Origin of the sequence: Rothia sp. L_38, assembly GCF_050689125.1 — a bacterium.
Classification (GTDB): domain Bacteria; phylum Actinomycetota; class Actinomycetes; order Actinomycetales; family Micrococcaceae; genus Rothia.
In genome coordinates, this window is sequence record NZ_JBOEQD010000011.1 from 1 (window position 1) to 16,771 (window position 16,771).

General features: G+C 59.3%; 15 protein-coding genes and 2 pseudogenes. 13 read left to right on the forward strand and 4 right to left on the reverse strand.

All coding sequences use genetic code 11. From position 1 onward, the window contains the following. On the forward strand, positions 1-195 hold a 195-nt coding region (locus tag ACRCJM_RS09015), incomplete at its 5' end, for a hypothetical protein (RefSeq protein ID WP_431464656.1). Here the strand turns inward: ACRCJM_RS09015 and ACRCJM_RS09020 are convergent. Continuing rightward, positions 192-680 carry a M23 family metallopeptidase gene (locus ACRCJM_RS09020; RefSeq protein WP_431464657.1) on the reverse strand — a complete coding sequence of 163 codons (489 nt, stop codon included), beginning with the start codon at positions 678-680 and terminating at the stop codon, positions 192-194. The two genes, ACRCJM_RS09015 and ACRCJM_RS09020, sit on opposite strands and share 4 nt — an antisense overlap. 573 nt (positions 681-1,253) lie before the next feature. Here ACRCJM_RS09020 and rpsB point away from each other — a divergent pair. The 12 genes and pseudogenes from rpsB (at position 1,254) to dxr (ending at position 13,194) form a co-directional block, all read left to right on the forward strand. After that, positions 1,254-2,063, forward strand: a complete 810-nt coding sequence (rpsB, locus tag ACRCJM_RS09025) for a 30S ribosomal protein S2 (protein ID WP_185173307.1) — start codon at positions 1,254-1,256, stop codon at positions 2,061-2,063. 123 nt (positions 2,064-2,186) lie between these two features. Further along, a complete protein-coding gene (tsf, locus tag ACRCJM_RS09030; protein ID WP_431464658.1) occupies positions 2,187-3,017 on the forward strand; it encodes a translation elongation factor Ts in 831 nt (276 codons plus the stop codon). 141 nt (positions 3,018-3,158) lie between these two features. Further along, the gene (pyrH, locus tag ACRCJM_RS09035; protein WP_237186888.1) at positions 3,159-3,899 is read left to right on the forward strand and encodes a UMP kinase; all 741 of its coding nucleotides are present in this window, start codon (positions 3,159-3,161) and stop codon (positions 3,897-3,899) included. Between the two features lie 176 nt (positions 3,900-4,075). Continuing rightward, positions 4,076-4,633 (forward strand): ribosome recycling factor, encoded by a 558-nt coding sequence (gene frr / locus ACRCJM_RS09040; RefSeq protein WP_431464659.1) that lies wholly within the window; start codon positions 4,076-4,078, stop codon positions 4,631-4,633. 6 nt (positions 4,634-4,639) lie between these two features. Continuing rightward, positions 4,640-5,485, forward strand: a complete 846-nt coding sequence (locus ACRCJM_RS09045) for a phosphatidate cytidylyltransferase (protein WP_431464660.1) — start codon at positions 4,640-4,642, stop codon at positions 5,483-5,485. A gap of 28 nt (positions 5,486-5,513) precedes the next feature. Next, a complete protein-coding gene (locus ACRCJM_RS09050; RefSeq protein WP_431464661.1) occupies positions 5,514-6,107 on the forward strand; it encodes a DivIVA domain-containing protein in 594 nt (197 codons plus the stop codon). 127 nt (positions 6,108-6,234) lie between these two features. Then, positions 6,235-6,606 (forward strand): DUF485 domain-containing protein, encoded by a 372-nt coding sequence (locus tag ACRCJM_RS09055; protein ID WP_431464662.1) that lies wholly within the window; start codon positions 6,235-6,237, stop codon positions 6,604-6,606. A gap of 12 nt (positions 6,607-6,618) precedes the next feature. Next, the gene (locus ACRCJM_RS09060) at positions 6,619-8,241 is read left to right on the forward strand and encodes a solute symporter family protein (RefSeq protein ID WP_431464663.1); all 1,623 of its coding nucleotides are present in this window, start codon (positions 6,619-6,621) and stop codon (positions 8,239-8,241) included. Between the two features lie 224 nt (positions 8,242-8,465). Then, positions 8,466-8,729, forward strand: coding sequence for a GlsB/YeaQ/YmgE family stress response membrane protein (locus ACRCJM_RS09065; protein ID WP_185173300.1), 264 nt, complete (start codon positions 8,466-8,468; stop codon positions 8,727-8,729). Positions 8,730-8,909: 180 nt separating this feature from the next. Then, a complete protein-coding gene (locus tag ACRCJM_RS09070) occupies positions 8,910-10,748 on the forward strand; it encodes an ABC transporter ATP-binding protein (RefSeq protein ID WP_431464664.1) in 1,839 nt (612 codons plus the stop codon). Positions 10,749-10,987: 239 nt separating this feature from the next. Then, a pseudogene (locus ACRCJM_RS09075) lies at positions 10,988-11,849 on the forward strand (alpha/beta hydrolase fold domain-containing protein). Positions 11,850-11,889: 40 nt separating this feature from the next. Beyond that, on the forward strand, positions 11,890-13,194 hold the full coding sequence (gene dxr, locus ACRCJM_RS09080) for a 1-deoxy-D-xylulose-5-phosphate reductoisomerase (RefSeq protein ID WP_431464665.1): 1,305 nt from the start codon (positions 11,890-11,892) through the stop codon (positions 13,192-13,194). A gap of 115 nt (positions 13,195-13,309) precedes the next feature. Here dxr and pflA read toward each other — a convergent pair whose 3' ends face one another. The 3 genes and pseudogenes from pflA to ACRCJM_RS09095 form a co-directional block, all read right to left on the reverse strand. Beyond that, positions 13,310-14,191, reverse strand: a complete 882-nt coding sequence (gene pflA / locus ACRCJM_RS09085; protein ID WP_431464666.1) for a pyruvate formate-lyase-activating protein — start codon at positions 14,189-14,191, stop codon at positions 13,310-13,312. 9 nt (positions 14,192-14,200) lie between these two features. Next, positions 14,201-14,443, reverse strand: a pseudogene (gene grcA2 / locus ACRCJM_RS09090) (autonomous glycyl radical cofactor GrcA2); the annotation flags it as partial. A gap of 138 nt (positions 14,444-14,581) precedes the next feature. Further along, on the reverse strand, positions 14,582-16,699 hold the full coding sequence (locus tag ACRCJM_RS09095; protein ID WP_431464667.1) for a pyruvate formate lyase family protein: 2,118 nt from the start codon (positions 16,697-16,699) through the stop codon (positions 14,582-14,584). Positions 16,700-16,771: the final 72 nt, after the last annotated feature.

The window sequence follows — 16,771 nt, forward strand, 5'->3', positions numbered from 1 at the left end:
TGTGGACTGAACCCAGTACATATCACTGCTCATGGTGCGCTTTATTGGTATTGGGTCAATAACGGCTATACAAGTACCTTGGGGTTTCCCACAACTGATGAGACTGTGCAGGCTGATGGTAGTGTGACTTTGAAGTTTTCTAGTGGTGTTGAGCTGCGGTGGACTGAGGCTGGTGGGGTGAAACGAGTCCGCTAGGCCGCAAAATCATCGCCGATAGGCAATAGCACACTGGGGTCTTCAAGTCCCAGTAGGAGCAGGGGGTTCGTGTAATCGAGCCCCCTGCGCGCTGTTTCAGAGCCAGGAGCTGGTTCTCGCACTCCCCAGTGCAGGCAAAAGTTGGGGGCACAGTGCTGAATTTCAGAATCTAGCTGGGCGATGACGTCACCCGCCTGCACGCGGGTGCCCACGGGGAGTGGCTCGCTCACCGGCTCGAAGGACGACCGCCGCCCGTCCGGGTGCTCAAGGGTGAGCACCTGCCGATCCACCACGGTGCCGGCAAAAACTACCTCACCTTCATAAGGAGCAAGGACGTCCCCACCTGGCCCCAGCGCCAAATCAACCCCGCGGTGCCCGGAAGACCAGCGGACGGCGGGTTTCTCAAAGCCGCGCAGCACCTCAAGCTGGCCCTCCACCGGAGCCTGCCAGGGCGGCGTCCGCCCCTCAACAGCAGCAGGCGCCACAGCACCCACCAAGAACAGGGCGCACAACCAAACCCCTAGAAACCTAAGAAATGATCTAGAGGGCGATACGAGAGAAAACATAGCAAAACCTTCCGGCCGGAACCCGCACCTTACCCCTGGCAGCGCCAACCGTTGGTTGCCTCTATCTTTACCACTGGAAACCTGCCACCACAAGAGCCAAAACCCCGGTGATTAAAGCCCAATCATGCGGTATAGTTGTTGATTGCAGTTTGCCCCTGCGCCTGCCCAAAAAACGGGTAGAGCTAGGGCAAGGGGAATCCCTTTACATAGAGACCCCTCCTGAGCGAACCGTTCATGCGAGCCTCACCCAGGGTCTGACGTCGCGTAACGCGAAGCAACTAGCCTCTAGTTGATAAGGAACTCTCGGTCCGGCACATATGCCGGTGAAGGTCTGAGACTGGCTTCGTCACTCCAACGAACAGGTCTGAGCGTTACCAGGGGAGCGGGTTCACGCCCACAGGCTCCACATGTAAACCGATAACTACTATGCGCGGAGCGGAGCTAGCCTGGAATCAGGGGCCCGCCCGGCACCCACACTAATAAGGAGACGACATGCCCGTCGTAACTATGCGCCAGCTTCTCGATTCAGGTGTCCACTTCGGTCACCAGACCCGCCGCTGGAACCCCAAGATGAAGCGCTTCATCCTCACCGAGCGCAACGGCATCTACATCATTGACCTGCAGCAGTCACTGGCCTTCATCGACCAGGCCTACGAAGCTGTTAAGGCAACCGTTGCTCACGGCGGCACCGTTCTGTTCGTTGGTACCAAGAAGCAGGCTCAGGAAGCCATTGCTGAGCAGGCTACCCGCGTGAACATGCCCTACGTCAACCACCGCTGGCTCGGTGGTATGCTCACCAACTTTGCCACCGTTTCAAAGCGCATCGAGCGCATGAAGGAACTCGAGCAGATCGACTTTGACGATGTTGCAGGCTCACAGTTCACCAAGAAGGAACTGCTGCTTCTGCGTCGCGAGCACGAGAAGCTCGAGAAGACCCTCGGTGGTATCCGCAACCTCACCAAGGCCCCCTCACTGATCTGGGTTGTTGACACCAAGAAGGAACACCTGGCTGTTGACGAAGCTCAGAAGCTGGGTATCCCCGTAGTTGCTATCCTCGACACCAACTGCGACCCTGACGAGGTTTCCTTCCCCATCCCCGGCAACGACGACGCAATCCGCTCTGTCAATCTGCTCACCCGCGTCATCGCGGACGCAGTTGCCGAAGGTCTGCTGGAACGCGAAAACAAGAAGGCCGGCAAGTCAGCTAATGCTTCTGAAGAGCCCATGGCTGAATGGGAGCGCGAACTGCTCGAGCAGCACGAAGCTGCCAAGGCAGAAGCACCCGCTGAAGAAGCTAAGTAAAGCCTCATAAGAGAAACGGCACCCGCCCACATTCGGTGGGTGCCGTTCTCACCTTTCTTACCAGCACCACCGGTAAGAGCCCAATAGATTTCCCTAATCTGTTCAAAATATAAGGAGTTCACCATGGCGAACTACACCGCAGCCGACATCAAGGCTCTGCGCGAAAAGACCGGCGCAGGCATGCTCGACGTCAAGAAGGCCCTCGACGAGGCCAACGGCGACCAGCAGAAGGCAATGGAAATCATCCGCGTTAAGGGCCTCAAGGGCGTCACCAAGCGCGAAGGCCGTGCAACCGCAGAAGGCCTCGTTGCTGCACGCGTAGAAAACGGCGTTGGCTTCATGATCGAAGTTAACTCAGAAACTGACTTCGTTGCTAAGTCCGAGCCCTTCATCAAGTTCGGTAACGACGTTCTTGAAGCAGCAGTTGCCGCTAACGCTTCCACCCTGGAAGAACTCAAGGCAGCTTCTTACGAAGGTAAGACCGTTGATGAGCTCACCACCGAAGCAGGCGCCCTGCTCGGCGAAAAGATCGTTGTTCGCCGCGTAGCTCGCGTTGAGGGCGAGAACGTTGCTGTTTACCTGCACAAGACCTCCAAGGACCTGCCCGCTCAGGTTGGCGTTCTGCTCGCAGTAGCTGGCGAGAACACCGAGGAAGTTGCTCACGACGTAGCTGTTCACATCGCCGCTATGAGCCCCAAGTACCTCAACTCAGACTCCATCTCAGCTGAGGACATCGAGGCAGAGAAGCGCGTTGCTGGAGAAACCGCACGCGGTGAAGGCAAGCCCGAGCAGATCATCCCCAAGATCGTTGAAGGTAAGCTCAAGGCTTTCTACAAGGAAAACACCCTGCTTGACCAGGACTTCGCTAAGGACTCCTCCAAGTCCGTAGCTGCTGTTCTGGAAGAGAACGGTGCAACCGCAACCGCTTTCGAGCGTTTCCGCGTCGGCGCCTAATACTCGTCAGGTGTGATTGAGCACCAAAAAAGCTTATAGCTCAGGGGAGCCCCGCACAGGGGCTCCCCTTTGCCGTATGCTAGAAACAAAGCGCGCAAGGGATGCCGCAAAAAAATTTTTGACCTTTTCAGGAGGGCCACCATGGCAGAGTCAACCCGAACCATCCACCGCGACGATACCGGCCGACGCCGCGTCCTACTCAAGCTCTCCGGCGAGGTCTTCGGTGGCGGTGAAGTCGGCATTTCTACCGAGGTCGTCCGCGGTATCGCAGAACAGATTGCCTCAACCATCGGTCGGGTCGAAGTCGCAGTCGTTGTGGGTGGCGGCAACTTCTTCCGCGGCGCGGAGCTCTCAGAGGCCGGCATGGACCGCTCCCGCGCCGATAACATCGGCATGCTGGGCACCGTCATGAACTCCCTGGCCCTGCAGGACTTCCTGGAACAGGCCGGTATCGACACCCGCGTCCAGTCAGCTATCTCCATGCAGCAGGTCGCTGAAAACTACATCCCCCGCCGCGCCATCCGCCACATGCAAAAAGACCGTGTGGTTATCTTCGGCGCAGGCGCAGGCCTGCCCTACTTCTCCACCGATACCGTCTCCGCCCAGCGTGCCCTCGAAATCCACGCCGACGAGGTCCTCGTCGCCAAGAACGGCGTTGACGGCATCTACACCGCAGACCCCAACAAGGACCCCAACGCTGAGCGCCTCTACAAGCTCACCTACGACGAAGCCCTAAAGCGCAACATCCGCGTCATGGACCAGACCGCCTTCTCCCTCTGCAAGGACAACAACGTCACCATGCGCGTCTTCGGCATGCAGGGAGAAGGAAACGTGGCTCGAGCCATCCTCGGTGAGGAGATTGGCACCTTGGTTACTGCCTAGGTGCCTCGGATGATTCCGTGCCCTCTTGCGTGCTCGGTCGCTCGCACCCGGGCACTTCATTCGGTGAAGAAATCGGCACCTTGGTCACTGCCTAAACGCGCCACGACCACTAGACTAGATAAAGACTACCTATATCGCGCCCACTGACGGGCACAACCCTAAAGGACTAACAACAGATGGTTGAAGAAACCCTACTCGAAGCCGGCGAAAAGATGGACAAGTCCGTCGAGGCCCTCAAGAACGAATTCGCCTCAATCCGCACCGGACGCGCCAACCCCGCCCTCTTCGCAAACCTCACCGCAGACTACTACGGTGCCCCCACCCCCCTGCAGCAGCTGGCGTCCTTCCAGACCCCCGAAGCTCGCACCGTCCTGATTACCCCCTACGACAAGAGCGCCCTGGGTGCCATCGAAAAGGCGATCCGCGACTCAGACCTCGGTGCTAACCCTGCCAACGATGGCAACGTCGTGCGCGTTGTCATGCCCGAAATGACCGAAGAGCGCCGCAAGGAATACATCAAGATGGCCGGCCATAAGGCTGAAGAGGGCCGTGTTGCCGTCCGCAACACCCGCCGCCACGCCAAGACCGCTCTCGACAAGCTGGTTAAGGACGGCGAAATCGGCGAGGACGAGGGCTCACGCGGCGAAAAGGAACTCGACGCCCTGACCAAGAAGCACATCGACACCGTTGATGCTCTGCTGAAGTCCAAGGAAGCAGAACTGCTCGAGGTCTAAAACCGCATGACTGTTCACTCTCAAGAACAGCAGCCCCAGGCCTCTAAAGCCGGCAGGAATCTACCCGCCGCCATCACCGTCGGCCTCGTGCTGGGCGCGTTGCTGGCGGTGGGTTTGTTTTTTGTTCCCCTCATCCTTGTGCTCCTTGCAGCAGCTGCTGTTTCTGTGGGCACCTGGGAGGTCTGCCACGGGCTCAACCAGAAACGCGGCATGGGAATCCCCGTTATCCCCGCCGTCACCACCGCATTCATCATGCCGTTTGCCGCCTACTATGGGGGCGGTCCCTGGCTGATTTTTACGGTGGTCGCCTCAATCTTGGTGCTGATTGGCTGGCGCATCGTGGGGGAGCGCGACGGCATGATTATGTCGATCATGGGGTCCATCTTCGTGATGTCCTGGGTGCCCTTCATGATTTCCCTGGCCCTGCTGCTCTACCGCGAAGACTCAGGCCCCGGCAAGGTGCTGATGATCCTACTCATGGCTATCGGCAACGATACCTGGGGTTACATCGCTGGCGTCAAATGGGGTAAAACCCCCATGGCCCCCAAGATTTCGCCCAAGAAAACCTGGGAGGGCTTTGCCGGGTCGATGGTGGGCTCGATTATCGTGGGCATGATCTGTTCCCTCTTCATCGGCGATCCCTGGTGGTACGGCCTGGTCGTGGCAATCTTCCTGGTGATTGCTTCTACCGCGGGCGATTTGGGTGAGTCTATGGTTAAGCGCGAAATCGGTATCAAAGATATGTCGAATATACTGCCCGGTCACGGTGGCGTGATGGACCGCCTAGATTCCATTGTCTTTGCTATTGCTATCGGCTACGTGATTTTCTCGGTGCTCTCAGCCCTCTTCTAGAGCGGCACTGCTAGATATTGGAGGCTCAATGAAACATCAGGCTGAATCTTCCGGAGAGTTCCGGCGGGCCGGTGCCCAGGAGAAGGGCTACTCGGTTGCCGCAGTAGATTCTTTCTTCACCCGCCTTGCCGACGACTATGAGCTTATACTCTCAGGCTCTGAGCTGGGGAAAGACGTTCATACCTCATGCACGGTACGCGAGGCGGTTTTTGAGTCTGAGAAGGGCGGTTACGCCCCGGACGATGTGGATGCGGCCCTCGATAAGGTTGAGGATCGTTTCTGTGAGCTGGAACGCCACCTTTACGTACAGCGTTACGGCCAGCTGGCCTGGGACCAGGCGGTTGAGGAACTGCGGGAACTGCTGCTTGGCCGCCTAGAGCGCCCCGCCGGGCAGCGCTTTCGCAGGCCTGCCAAACGGCTGACCAAGGGGTACTTCACCAAGGAGGTTGATGCTCTCTGCGAGCGTCTCTTGTCCCATCTGAAGGGGGCGGACGTTCTCACCCCCGCTGATATTAGGGCAGCAGCTTTTAGTCCGGCAACGGGGGATATCTGCTATGAGGAAACTCAGGTTGATGCTTTCCTGGGTCGGGCTATCGAGTACCTCAAGGATACGGCCCAGTAAGCGAAGAAAAGCTCAATTGTGCGGACCACCTGAAATATTTCAGGTGGTCCGCACTTTTTAGTCCAGATACTTGTGTGTAATGCAGCTAACAGGCTAATGTGTTTTCAGTTACACAAAGGAGGTAGTGATGGCACACACATCACCTGAGTCTCATCAGCCCGTTATTGACGCTGAGGATGTTGACTTCCGGGCCGCCCAGAAAAGCGGTGAGTTTAAAGAGCTTCGCGCAACCCACAGGTCCTTCGTCTTTCCCATGACTGTGGCGTTTTTGGTTTGGTACCTGCTCTACGTCATTCTGGCGGTCTACGCCCCAGGTTTCATGGCAACTAAGGTGCTGGGCAACGTCAATATCGGCATTATCTTTGGCCTTTTACAGTTCGTTACCACCTTCACTATTACCGGCTGGTACGTAGCTTTTGCTAATAAGAAGCTTGACCCGCGCGCAAGCAGCCTTCGCGCTGATATCGAAGCAGGGCGCTACGCCCATAAGACTCACTAAGGGGTGAATCTCATGACGTCAACAGGAACTCTGCTGGCTGCTGAAGCTAGCACTCAGACCGTGGGCACCCCCTGGGTGAACATGGCGGTTTTCGGGGCTTTCGTCTTGGCCACCATGGTGGTGGTGCTTCGCGCCTCAAAGAACAATAAGACAGCGGCAGACTACTATGCAGGCGGTCGCTCATTTAGCGGTACCCAGAATGGTCTTGCTATCGCGGGTGACTACCTCTCGGCTGCTTCCTTCCTGGGTATCGTGGGTGCTATTGCTCTTCAGGGCTACGACGGCTTCCTTTACTCGATTGGCTTCCTGGTCGCCTGGCTGGTGGCCCTGCTGCTGGTGGCTGAGCCCCTGCGCAATACCGGTAAGTTCACCATGGCAGATGTGCTCTCTTTCCGTCTGCGCCAGCGCCCCGTCCGTATCGCCGCCTGTATCTCAACCCTGGCGGTTACCCTCTTCTACCTGCTGGCCCAGATGGCCGGTGCAGGTGCCCTGGTCTCCCTGCTGATGGGTATTAGCTCTAAGGCAGGTCAGTCGCTGGTCATTATCATCGTGGGTGTACTCATGATTGTGTACGTGCTCATCGGTGGCATGAAGGGCACTACCTGGGTTCAGATTATTAAGGCAGTTCTGCTGGTCTCTGGTGTTGCCATTATGACCATCTGGATTCTGGCTATCTACGGCTTCAATTTCTCTGCCATGCTCGGCTCGGCGGTTGAAACCTCCGGCAACCCGGCGATTCTTGAGCCCGGTCTCAAGTACGGTCTAAATGACCTGACCAAGCTGGACTTCATCTCTCTCTCCCTGGCTCTGGTTTTCGGTGCAGCTGGCCTGCCTCACGTTCTGATGCGCTTCTATACCGTTCCCACCGCCAAGGAAGCGCGTAAGTCTGTGGTGTGGGCTATCGTGCTGATTGGCCTCTTCTACCTCTTCACCCTGGTGCTCGGCTTCGGCGCTGCAGCTCTGGTGGGTGCGGACGCCATTACGGCAGCTCCCGGTAGCGTCAACTCGGCAGCCCCCCTGCTGGCCTTTGAACTGGGTGGCTCCCTGCTCATGGGTGTGATTGCTGCTGTTGCTTTCGCCACCATCCTGGCTGTGGTGGCGGGTCTTGCCATCACTGCGTCCGCCTCTTTTGCGCATGACATCTACACCAACGTTATCTGCAAGGGCAATGCTGACCCTGCCAAGGAAATCCGCGTTGCAAAAACCACCGTGGTTGTTATCGGTCTGCTCTCTATTGCAGGCGGTATCGGTGCCCAGGGGCAGAACGTAGCCTTCCTGGTGGCCCTGGCCTTTGCGGTAGCAGCTTCTGCTAACCTGCCCACCATTGTTTACTCCCTCTTCTGGAAGGGCTTCAAGACCCGCGGTGCCCTGTGGTCTATGTACGGTGGTCTGAGTATCTCGGTCATCCTGATTATCTTCTCCCCGGTGATGTCCGGTGCAGAAAGCTCCATGATTCCCGGCGCGGACTTTGCCTGGTTCCCCCTGGCTAACCCCGGTATCGTAGCGATTCCCGCTGCCTTCCTGCTGGGCTTCCTCGGTTCCCTCGGTGGCGATAAGGAAGATGAGATTAAGCAGGCTGAGATGGAAGTTCGCTCCCTCACCGGTGTCGGTGCAGAAGGAGCTATCGACCACTAAGAAGCAGTAGGCTCCTACCTCTCTGCCCCCATCGCTAGCAAGCTGTCAAAGGTGAGCTGGCGGTGGGGGTAATTTTTGCCGGGGCTGGCCCAGCCTGAGTGATTGCGTAAATAGTAAGTCAACACACTTGTAGTTTACTTAGTATTATCTTGGAATCTGATATAAACTTGAAGCACACTGAACAACTCGGGCTAGCCCCCGTAACCTCATGAAAGAAGGAAAACATGTCAATCTTCGGTTGGATCGTTCTTGGCCTCATTGCTGGTGCCCTCGCTAAGCTGATTATGCCCGGCAAGCAGGGTGGCGGCATCCTGGTCACTATGGTGCTCGGTATCGTCGGTGCACTGCTCGGTGGCTTCATCGGTAGCTTCATCCCCGGCCTGTCGGACGGCATCCAGAGCTTCAGCATCGGCACCCTCTTCACCGCCGTTGTAGGTTCACTGCTGGTCCTCTGGATCTACGGTGCTATCACTAAGAACAAGGCCTAAGCCCTAGCAGCTTACCCCTAAGTACCTAAGCCCCGGAGGGCGTCCTCGTGCAAGAGCAGACGCCCACCGGGGTTTTGTGTTGCCCGCGTGGGCAAGAGAACACCGGCACCTCAGCTCTGCGGGCGGACGCCGGCGGTAGGGTAGTGGGGCGCCACTAGAACACCGGCAGGCAAGGACCCCATGAAAAGCATCGCCAGAATCGTCAAAGCCACCAGGGAGCTATGGCCCTACTTCATTGGCATCATCATCTGCGCGGTGCTGACCAGCGCAACCTCCCTGCTAGCCCCCTTCATCATCTCCGGGGCAACCGATACCGTGGTGAACCACCTGAACGGTTCCACCCCCACAACCGGAGCAACCATCGCCTGGTTTGCCGTGGTCTACCTGGTGGCCCAGCTGGTGAGTGTGCTGACCACCAACATTGGTGGCTACATTGGTGATGTGATGAGTCAGCGCATGCGTACTATCCTGTCGGTGCGCTACTACGAGAAACTGCTCTCCCTGCCCCTGTCCTATTTCGACACCGAGCTGACCGGCACCATCATCGCCCGTCTCAACCGCTCCATCACCGAAGTCACCAACTTCGTCAAAACCATGAGCAACACCTTTATCTCCCTGGTGCTCACTACCGTGTCGGTGATCGTGATTAGCTCTCTCTACTATTGGCCCCTGGGGCTCCTGCTGATCGTTATTTTCCCGGTCTACTTCTGGCTCACCAGCAAGACCAGCGAAAAATGGCAGGTCTGGGAAGGCGAAAAGAACGAGAACATCGATATCGCATCAGGTCGGTTTGCCGAGGTCATCGGTCAGATTCGCGTGGTTAAATCCTTTGGCCGAGAGCGCCGAGAACTTAGCGACTTTGGCGGCCGCTTTGAGAAAACTATCGGGCTCACCCGTGCTCAGTCCAAGTTCTGGCACTCTATGGACGTTGCCCGTCTCTCTTTCCTCAATCTCATCTTCTTTGCCCTCTACCTGCTGATTTTCCTGCGGACTCTGGCCGGCGATTTTAGTATCGGCGACATGGTGCTGCTCATTCAGCTCCTTGCCATGGCCGTTGCCCCCATCAACTCACTTTCCTGGATTGTTGACACCGCCCAGCGCGCTATCGCCGGTTCTAAGGACTACTTCGAGGTCATGGAGCGCCAGTCGGACGCCCGCGCCCTGGCTATTACCGCAGGAGCTGCCGGGGCGCGTCCTGCTTCTGTTGCCCGCGAGGCAGCCACCCAGCTTTCAGCAGAGCCGGGGGACGAGCTCGTCCGCTTTGAGGGCGTAACCTTTGGCTACGAAGGTGAAGCAGATGTGCTGCACGGAATTGATCTTTCGGTACAGAGTGGAGAACGCATCGCCTTTGTGGGAGAGTCTGGCGGCGGTAAATCCACCCTCATGGCTCTGCTCGAAGGGCTCTATGACCCCCGTGAAGGCCGCGTGCTGGTGGACGGCATGGACATCGCCGGTAGTGATCTGGCCAAGGTGCGCTCGCTCATCGGTATGGTCTTCCAGGACTCATCACTCTTCTCGGGTACCATTGCCGAGAACATCGCCTACGGCCGTCCCGATGCTACCCGAGAGCAGATTATTGAGGCCGCCACCAAGGCGAACGCCCACGATTTTATCTCGAAGTTTGCGGACGGCTACGAGTCACTGATTGGTGAGCGCGGCCTGAAACTGTCGGGCGGGCAAAAGCAGCGCATTGCCATTGCCCGGGCTATGCTGAAGGACGCCCCGATTCTGATTCTGGATGAGGCCACCAGCGCCCTGGACACCAAGGCCGAGCAGGCCGTGCAGAAGGGGCTGGAAGAACTGATGGAGGGCCGTACCTCCCTGATTATTGCTCACCGTCTTTCCACCATTGCTACCGTGGACCGCATCGTTACCCTCAAGGAGGGACGCATCGATGAGGTGGGCAGTCCGGCTGATCTGGCGGCATCCGGCGGTATCTACGCTGAACTGCTGGGTCTGCAGACCGAGGGCGGTAAGGCGAGTAAGAAGAAGCTGCAGAGTTTCGACATCGTCGGTTAGGCAGGTAGGTACCATCTCAACAAGAAATGACCACCAACTAGGTGGGTTTTTCTCACCTAGATGGTACCTATCGGGGTGTAAAACTTAAAGGTATGAAGAAAACCATCCTCCCCACCCTGGCCTCTGGCCTGGCCGCGGCCACCGCTGGCCATTTCGCCTTTTGGGGCTACCAGCAGTATAAGTACGTCCACCCGGAGCTTTACCACTGGCGCCTCTTCATTGCCCCCCGCCCCGGCTACATGGCCTTGAAAGGACGCTACTCGCGCGAGCCCCGTCGTGCCTTTGAGCCGGTCGGGCCCCCGGCCCCGGGCGTCCGCGTCGAGGTCGTCGACGTTGCCCAACCCGGCCTGCCCGGGGGTCTGCCCTGCTTCCTCAACCTGCCCGAGCACAGAAAATATGACGGGGCTGTGCTCTGGATTCACGGGGGCGGTCATGTGCTCGGTTCAGCAGGCCCCGATCAGACCAAGGTCTCTCAGTTGGCTGCTGACCTGGGCGTGCCCGTCCTGTCGGTGGAGTATCGCAATGCCGGTGAAGCCCCCTTCCCCGCTGACCTGGATGACTGCTACGCTGCCCTGCGCTGGCTCCAAACCCAGGCCGAGGACTACGGTATCAACCCCGCCAAGATTGCGGTAGCTGGCTCCAGCGCCGGTGGCGGCCTCCTTGGCACAAAAAGCCCTGGATACCGGCCACCCGGTGGGCTTCCAACTGCTGGTCTACCCCATGCTCGATGACCGCACCGACCGCCCCGCCCAAGCCGGGCAAGGCCGCTGGCTCTGGACGGCCCTCGATAACAAACTGGCCTGGTCAGACTATCTGGGCGGACGCGCGGGCGCAGCTTCCCTGCCCGACTACGCCGCCCCCGCCCGCAGACAAAACCTTCAGGGCCTGCCTGCGGCCTGGATCGGGGTGGGCGATATTGACCTCTTCTACTCTGAGGACCACTCCTACCACCAGCATCTGCTGGCAGCCGGGGTCGAATCGGCCTTCTATGAGGTTCCCGGTATGTACCATGCCGCCCCCTCCCTCAACCCCCAGGCCCCCGTGATCAGGGACTTCAAAGAGGCCCAACGCTCAGCCTTGCGGGCCTTCTTTGAGGACTAAGAGGCCGGGGCAATCGGAAGACCTGTGAGAAAATAGGTGTATGCGATTTGGCTCAACTCAGCGCTTTGGCGCCTCCCGCGAAACCCTCACCGACCAGCTAGCAGACTTCCTGAAAGATGGGCGGACGGTCACCCTACTCGGCTCCACCGGCTCTATCGGCACCCAGGGGGTGAAGGTCATTGACCACCTTAACTCCCTGGCCGGGGCCGAAACTGGCAGCAAGGACGCTCCCGTGCGCGTCCTTGCCATCTCAGCCGGGTCCCGCTCCCTGCCGCTTCTGGCAGAGCAGGCGGCGCGTCTGCGTCCGCACCTGGTCGCCACCAGCGGTACCGAAGCGGACGCAACCACCCTGCGCTCGCTGTTGGCTGAGCTAGCACCGGGCTACAGCCCCCAGATTGAGTGGGGGGCGGACGCTGCCACCGCAGCTGCCCGGGCCGGGGCGGATGTCGTGCTCAACGGAATTACCGGCTCTATCGGCTTGGAACCCACCCTGGCTGCCCTGCACGCCGGTTCCCAGGTGGCCCTGGCGAACAAGGAATCCCTGATTGCCGGTGGTGAGCTGGTCAAGGCTGCCGTGGACGCCTCTGCCTTGGACCAGCCCATGATCCCTGTGGATTCTGAGCACTCGGCCCTGGCCCAGGCCCTGGCCTCGGGTACCGACCGGGAGATTGACCGGCTGGTGCTCACTGCTTCGGGCGGCCCCTTTAGGGGCATGACCTATGAGCAGCTGCGGGAGGTCACCCCGGCCCAGGCCCTGGCTCACCCCACCTGGGATATGGGCCTGGTAGTGACCACCAACTCGGCTTCTATGGTCAATAAGGCCCTGGAGGTGCTGGAGGCCCACCACCTCTTCGGCATTGACCTGGACCGCATTGATGTGACGGTTCACCGCCAGTCGGTGGTGCATTCTATGGTGCAGTTTGTGGACGGCTCCACCCTGGCCCAGGCATCCCCGCCCACCATGTTGCTGCCCATCGCCTTAGGGCTAACCTGGCCCCACCGGATTCCGGGGATCGCGCAGCCCTGTGACTGGTCGCAGGCCAGCGAGTGGACCTTCGAGCCCCTAGATAACAAGGCCTTCCCCGCGGTGGAGATGATTAAGCAGGCTGGCCAGCGGGGTGGCACCTTCCCGGCTGTTTTCAATGCGGCGAATGAGGAGGCGGTTGCTGCCTTCCACGCCGGCGCTATTCGTTTTACCGACATGATTGAGGCAACCGGGCGGGTGCTCGATGAGCACGCGAGTTCTTCGGCCCTGGCCGAGTCAGGTTCTCTGACCCTGGAGACTGTACTGGAAGCCGAGCGCTGGGCCCGCACCCGCGCCAACGAGATTCTGGGGCAGGCATAGACCTACCCCTGCGTAGGCGTATCTAAAGAGATGACCCCCTTGTTTCTCTCTTCACCCTGAGATAATCCATGGGGTGAAGAGAGAAGCGAGGGGGTCATCGTTTGATGTATGGAGTCTAGAAGACGGTGAGGCCGCGGGCGCGGAAGATGTCGCGGGCGGCTTCGGTGGCTTCTTTGCTGGGCGGGTGGACGTCCTTGAGCTTGTAGTCGTAGCCCAGGGACTCCCACTTGTCGGTGCCCATCTGGTGGAAGGGGAGTACCTCCACCCTCTCAACCACATTCCGCCAGCGGCAGACGATGTCGGCTACCTTCTCAATGTTGTCGGGGGCGTCAGTGTAGCCGGGCACCAGCACAAAGCGGATCCAGATTTTCTTGCCGAGGGCTGAGAGCCTGTCCCCAAAATCAATCGTGGGTTGCAGGGCCCGGCCGGTGAGCGCCTGATACACCTCTTCAGAGCCCGATTTAACATCGAGTAGCACCAGGTCTACATTATCGAGAAACTCATCTGAGGCGTGGGCCCCCAGGAAACCCGAGGTGTCAATACAGGTATGGATCCCCAGGGACTTGGCACTGATGAGGATATTCTCAGCGAAAGCCCGCTGCATGAGCACCTCGCCACCGGAGATGGTGATACCGCCGCCGGTGGCTTTGAAGACCTTGCGCATGCGCTTGATTTTTTTGATGAGGTCGGCTGCCATGACGGGTTTGCCGTCCTTCATGTTGAAGGTGTCGGGGTTGTGGCAGTAGAGGCAGCGCAGGGGGCAGCCGTTCATGAAGATGGTCATGCGGGTGCCGGGCCCGTCGACGGCGGTGACCAGTTCCCAGGAGTGTACAGACCCTAGCTGGCCTTCGCGCATGAGTTTGAGCTGGGCGCTGCGTTCGAGTTCTGTCAGCTCACCGAGGCCCCAGGTGCCGGCCCCGGAATGCCGGTCCGCCGGCGGAGTAAATGCTAGCTCGCCGGCGGTATCGGTTATCTCGTGAGAGATATCAAGTGACATGAAGAATCACTAAGCTCCGTGGTGGAAGGTGCGGGAGAGTACGTCCAGCTGCTGTTCGCGGGTGAGGCGCACGAAGTTGACGGCGTAGCCCGAGACGCGGACGGTCAGGTTGGGGTACTTGTCGGGGTTCTCCATGGCGTCCTCAAGGGTTTCGCGGTTGAGGACGTTGATGTTGGCGTGGTAGAGGCCCTTGGGCGCGGTCTTGTTGGCGCGGTTTGCCTTCATGGAAGCGAGGCGCTCTTCGTAGGTCTTGACGGCCATGATGTTCTCCTTAGTGGTGAGTTGATGAGGTTGCGAGCCCGGTAGAGGGGTGCCAGCCAGCTGGCTCGGGGCTGGCGTTTAGGGTGCTGGTGGGCACCCCTCTACCGGGGTTGCTGAATCTATTGAGTTTTAGTCCTCTTCAGGAATAAATCCTGCGTCCAAGATTCCGACCAGGTTGGTGACCTGTTCTTCCTTGGTGCGGCCGAGGGCGGTGGGGGTGATGGTGTTGGTCAGGGAGATGCCGTCGAGGGCGTCTTCGTAGTCCAGCTTGCCAACCGAGAGCATGGAGGCGACCATGCCGTGGGTGTCCATGCCGTTTTCGGGGTTGGCGCCGGGGGAGAAGGGGGTGCCTGCGCGGTGGCCGGAGGGGAAGTTACCGGTTGCCTTGCCGTAGACCACGTTGGAGGTGATGGTCAGCACGGACTGGGTGGGGATGGCGTCGCGGTAGAGGGGGATGGCCTTGATTTTCTCCATGACGGTGTGGACGATGGTGGCGGCGATGTCGTCGGCACGGTCGTCGTCGTTGCCGTAGGCGGGGAAGTCGCCTTCGGTGATGTAGTCGACGATGAGGCCGGTTTCGTCGCGGACGGGGGTGACGGTGGCGTACTTGATGGCGGCCAGGGAGTCGGCGACGATGGAGAGGCCTGCGATGCCGCAGCCCATGGCTCGGATGATGTCTGAGTCGTGCAGGGCCATTTCAATGGACTCGTAGGCGTACTTGTCGTGGCTGTAGTGGATGATGTTGAGGGCCTCGACGTAGGTGGCGATGACCCAGTCGAGCATTTCTTCGTACTTGAGCCAGACTTCGTCGAAGTCGAGGGGGCCGTCGCCCTTGATGGGTTCGTAGCCTTCGACGATGAGTTTGCCGCTCATTTCGTCGCGTCCGCCGTTGATGGCGTAGAGCAGGGCTTTGGCGGCGTTGACGCGGGCGCCGAAGAACTGCATCTGCTTGCCGATTTTCATGGGGGAGACGCAGCAGGCGATGGCGACGTCGTCGCCCCACTGTTCACGAATCTGGGGGTCGGATTCGTACTGGATGGATGAGGTCTCAATGGAGATGGCGGAGCAGAATTCCTTGTAACCGGTGGGGAGGTTTTCGTCCCAGAAGATGGTGATGTTGGGTTCGGGGGCGGGGCCTAGGTTACGGAGGGTCTGCAGCAGGCGGAAGGAGGTTTTGGTGACCAGGGTGCGGCCGTCGTCGGCGAAACCGCCGTCTGACCAGGTGGCCCAGTAGGGGTCGCCGGAGAAGATCTGGTCGTAGTCGATGGTGCGCAGGAAGCGGACGATGCGGAGTTTGATGACCAGGGCGTCAATCATTTCCTGGGCGTCGGTTTCGGTGATGAGGCCTGCGGCCAGGTCACGTTCGAAGTAGACGTCGAGGAAGCCGGAGAGGCGGCCGATGGACATGGCGGCGCCGTCCTGGGACTTGACGGAGGCCAGGTAGGCGAAGTAGGTCCACTGGACTGCTTCTTGGGCGGTGCGGGCGGGGCCGGAGATGTCAAAGCCATAGAGGGCTGCCATCTTCTTGAGGCGCTTGAGGGCCTTGATCTGTTCTGAGTGTTCTTCGCGGAAGCGGGCCCAGTGTTCTGAGAAGCCCTGGTCGCCTACAGCGTGCTTGGCGCGTTCTTTATCGGCGATGAGGTTGTCGACGCCGTAGAGGGCTACGCGGCGGTAGTCACCGATGATGCGGCCGCGGCCGTAGGCATCGGGTAGGCCGGTGATGATGTGGGAGGAACGGGCTGCGCGGATGCGGGGGGTGTAGATGTCGAAGACGGCATCGTTGTGGGTTTTGCGGTATTCGGTGAAGATTTTCTTGATGTTTTCATCGGGTTCTTTACCGGCTTCGCGGATAGCGGTCTCGACCATGCGCCAGCCGCCGTTGGGCATCATGGCGCGCTTGAGGGGCACGTCGGTCTGCAGGCCGACGATGACGTTGTCGTCCTCTGAGATGTAGCCTGCGGGGAAGGCGTCGATTTCTGCGGGGGTGTGGGTGTCTACGTCGTAGACGCGGTTTTTGCGTTCGACGGAGAGGTAGTCTTTTTCGAGGGTGTCCCAGACGCGCAGGGTCTTGTCGGTGGGGCCGGCGAGGAAGGCTGAGTCGCCTTCGTAGGGGGTGTAGTTAGCAAGGACGAAGCCGCGCACGTCGATGCTGTCTTGCCAGGGGCCGGGGGTGAAGCCTTCCCAGGCGCTTGCGGATTGTTCGTTGACAAAAACTCCCGTTGTGGGGGCTTCAACCTGTGCAGTCATGATGAGTGCTCCTCGTGAAGTGATGGGGTGGCGCCTCTGCTGAGGTGGCGCGCTTTCTCCTTCTATTGTGCC

Bases quoted from the DNA above. Each gene is read 5' to 3' on its own strand.
- dxr (WP_431464665.1), top strand. From the start codon at position 11,890: ATGCGATTTGGCTCAACTCAGCGCTTTGGCGCCTCCCGCGAAACCCTC.
- ACRCJM_RS09055 (WP_431464662.1), top strand. From the start codon at position 6,235: ATGGCACACACATCACCTGAGTCTCATCAGCCCGTTATTGACGCTGAG.
- ACRCJM_RS09070 (WP_431464664.1), top strand. From the start codon at position 8,910: ATGAAAAGCATCGCCAGAATCGTCAAAGCCACCAGGGAGCTATGGCCC.
- ACRCJM_RS09060 (WP_431464663.1), top strand. From the start codon at position 6,619: ATGACGTCAACAGGAACTCTGCTGGCTGCTGAAGCTAGCACTCAGACC.
- ACRCJM_RS09050 (WP_431464661.1), top strand. From the start codon at position 5,514: ATGAAACATCAGGCTGAATCTTCCGGAGAGTTCCGGCGGGCCGGTGCC.
- frr (WP_431464659.1), top strand. From the start codon at position 4,076: ATGGTTGAAGAAACCCTACTCGAAGCCGGCGAAAAGATGGACAAGTCC.
- tsf (WP_431464658.1), top strand. From the start codon at position 2,187: ATGGCGAACTACACCGCAGCCGACATCAAGGCTCTGCGCGAAAAGACC.
- ACRCJM_RS09065 (WP_185173300.1), top strand. From the start codon at position 8,466: ATGTCAATCTTCGGTTGGATCGTTCTTGGCCTCATTGCTGGTGCCCTC.
- rpsB (WP_185173307.1), top strand. From the start codon at position 1,254: ATGCCCGTCGTAACTATGCGCCAGCTTCTCGATTCAGGTGTCCACTTC.
- ACRCJM_RS09045 (WP_431464660.1), top strand. From the start codon at position 4,640: ATGACTGTTCACTCTCAAGAACAGCAGCCCCAGGCCTCTAAAGCCGGC.
- ACRCJM_RS09095 (WP_431464667.1), bottom strand. From the start codon at position 16,699: ATGACTGCACAGGTTGAAGCCCCCACAACGGGAGTTTTTGTCAACGAA.
- pflA (WP_431464666.1), bottom strand. From the start codon at position 14,191: ATGTCACTTGATATCTCTCACGAGATAACCGATACCGCCGGCGAGCTA.
- pyrH (WP_237186888.1), top strand. From the start codon at position 3,159: ATGGCAGAGTCAACCCGAACCATCCACCGCGACGATACCGGCCGACGC.